The sequence below is a fragment of the Nostoc sp. genome, from assembly GCF_054880495.1.
On record NZ_JBTYKD010000206.1, the window covers coordinates 1 to 2,428 of the forward strand.

Sequence of the window (2,428 nt, forward strand, 5' to 3'; positions counted from 1 at the left end):
GACAACTGAATGACCATGAGGGTGAAAACCCCTCCCTCCAGGTGCAGGAGTGAAAGCATACAGAACACGGTAAAAAACTGTGTCCCCTACGGTAGAGGATAGCCTACCAATCCGTAAAGCGGGGGTAAAAAATGGCTCCACTGACAAGCCTATGTTGGTGTCCATTGAGCAAAGTACCCATGAGTAAATCTCAGGATTGAAGGTGTGTTTGAATCATCGTGATTAGCACCCAGCGAAATAAGGCTGACGATAGAAATATCGGGTAACGCTGGAACCAAAATGGTGAAGGATAAGGAATTGGCAATTTTTCAGTTGACCAATAAGCACTTCCTACAAACCCGGTGAAGAGCATCACTCTAAAGGTACATAGTATGGTCATTCGGAACGAAGTAACCCCTTGTTAGCTCTTAGTAAGTCGATTGCTAAGTAGGTGCTAACCAGATGCAGCGAGTGGGTGAGATTGAGTAAGAAGCTAATGCCTGTGTGTAATGTACAGGATATGCAAACGTACTCACGATGATTTGGAATGTGGAGATTTAAGTAGCAATAAATGACCGATACGAGTTTTAAGACTACGGTGGAGTGGAATCAAACGAACTGGCGAAAGTTAGAACGGGTGGTTTTTAAGTTGCAAAAAAGAATCTACAAAGCCTCAATTCGTGGTGATGTAAAAGCAGTTCGCAGACTTCAAAAAACGTTGATGAAGTCCTGGTCTGGAAAAATGTTAGCAGTTAGAAGGGTAACTCAAGACAACCAAGGAAAGAATACGGCTGGGATAGATGGGGTTAAATCCTTAACACCTAACCAAAGACTTAAACTGGTAAAAGTTTTGAGATTTAACGAGAAAGTAAAACCCACTAGGAGATTGTGGATACCAAAGCCAGGGAGCGATGAAAAACGTCCCCTGGGAATACCTACAATTGACGATAGGGCTTTTCAATCCCTTGTCAAACTGGCGTTAGAACCAGAATGGGAAGCAAAGTTTGAACCTAACAGTTACGGATTTAGACCAGGACGCTCATGTCACGATGCTGTTGATGCAATATTTAAAGCAATCAAGCAGAAATCAAAATTTGTGCTAGATGCAGATATTGCTAAATGCTTTGACAAAATCAACCATGAAACGCTGTTAAGAAAATTAAATACTTTCCCTACCCTACGCCGTCAAATAAAGGCATGGTTAAAAGCGGGATTTATGGATAATCTTCAGTTGTTTCCAACACCAGAAGGAACGCCTCAAGGTGGAGTTATTTCCCCTTTATTGGCAAATATAGCACTGCATGGAATGGAAGAAAGGGTTAAGCAATACGCTGAAACCTTGAAAGGTCATAAACAGAATAACCGCAAAAGTTTAAGCTTAATTCGTTATGCCGATGACTTTGTAGTTATTCATGAAAACATATTAGTAGTGCAGAGATGTCAGGAAATCATCTCGGAATGGTTAAAGGACATGGGACTTGAATTAAAACCGAGTAAAACGAGACTTACCCATACCTTAAATAAGTATGGGTCAGAAGAACCAGGATTTAATTTTCTTGGTTTCAACATCAGACAATTTCCATCTGGCAAATACAAGTCAGGGAAATCAACAAATGGTGACTCACTCTTGTTTAAAACAATCATCACCCCAAGTAAAGCAAAACAGAAGGTACACTATAAACGGATTTCAGAAGTAATAGAAGCTCATAAGTCAGCACCGCAATCGGCACTGATTAGTCACTTAAACCCAATTATACGGGGGTGGGCAAATTACTATTCAACTGTAGTAAGTAAGGAGGCTTACACTGACTTAGATAATCTTATGTACCTGAAGTTAAGAGCTTGGTCAAAGAGACGACATCCCAATAAATCAGGGGTATGGATAACCAGTAAATACTGGCAGGAAATAAGGAACAGAAATTGGGCTTTTGCGACAGAGGGAAAACCCTCTTTAGAGCTTTTAGAGCATAAGAAAACACCAATAGTACGTCACACGAAGGTCAAAGGTGAATCATCGCCCTTCGATGGAAATCTGATTTATTGGGCTACAAGAAAGGGGAATAATCCAGAAATGCCTATTAAGACTTCAAAACTCTTAAAACAGCAAAAAGGAAAGTGTAACCATTGCGGATTGTTTTTTCGTGAAGACGATGTGCTAGAAGTTGATCATATTATCCCCAAATCGCAAGGTGGTAAGGATGATTACAAAAATATTCAACTTTTACACAGACATTGCCATGACACAAAAACTGCCAGTGATAGCAGTAAGGGCATCAAAGCCGTAATAAACAAAAACGGTGAATCTGACTGTAACAGCGTCAAGCCCAGCCCCAAAATGGTTAGAGGTACTCATAACAAGAGCCAGGTCATTGAGGAGCCGGATGATGCGAAAGTGTCACGTCCGGTTTTGAAGACGAGCGGAACTCGTGAGAGTTTCGCTTAGTTTAAT

Annotated in this window: 1 protein-coding gene; it reads left to right on the forward strand. The window is 40.9% G+C overall.

Features of this window, described 5'->3' with window-relative positions; all coding sequences use genetic code 11:
- Positions 1-550 precede the first annotated feature (550 nt).
- Positions 551-2,422 carry a group II intron reverse transcriptase/maturase gene (gene ltrA / locus ACYTXL_RS19330; RefSeq protein ID WP_461922390.1) on the forward strand — a complete coding sequence of 624 codons (1,872 nt, stop codon included), beginning with the start codon at positions 551-553 and terminating at the stop codon, positions 2,420-2,422.
- Positions 2,423-2,428 lie beyond the last annotated feature (6 nt).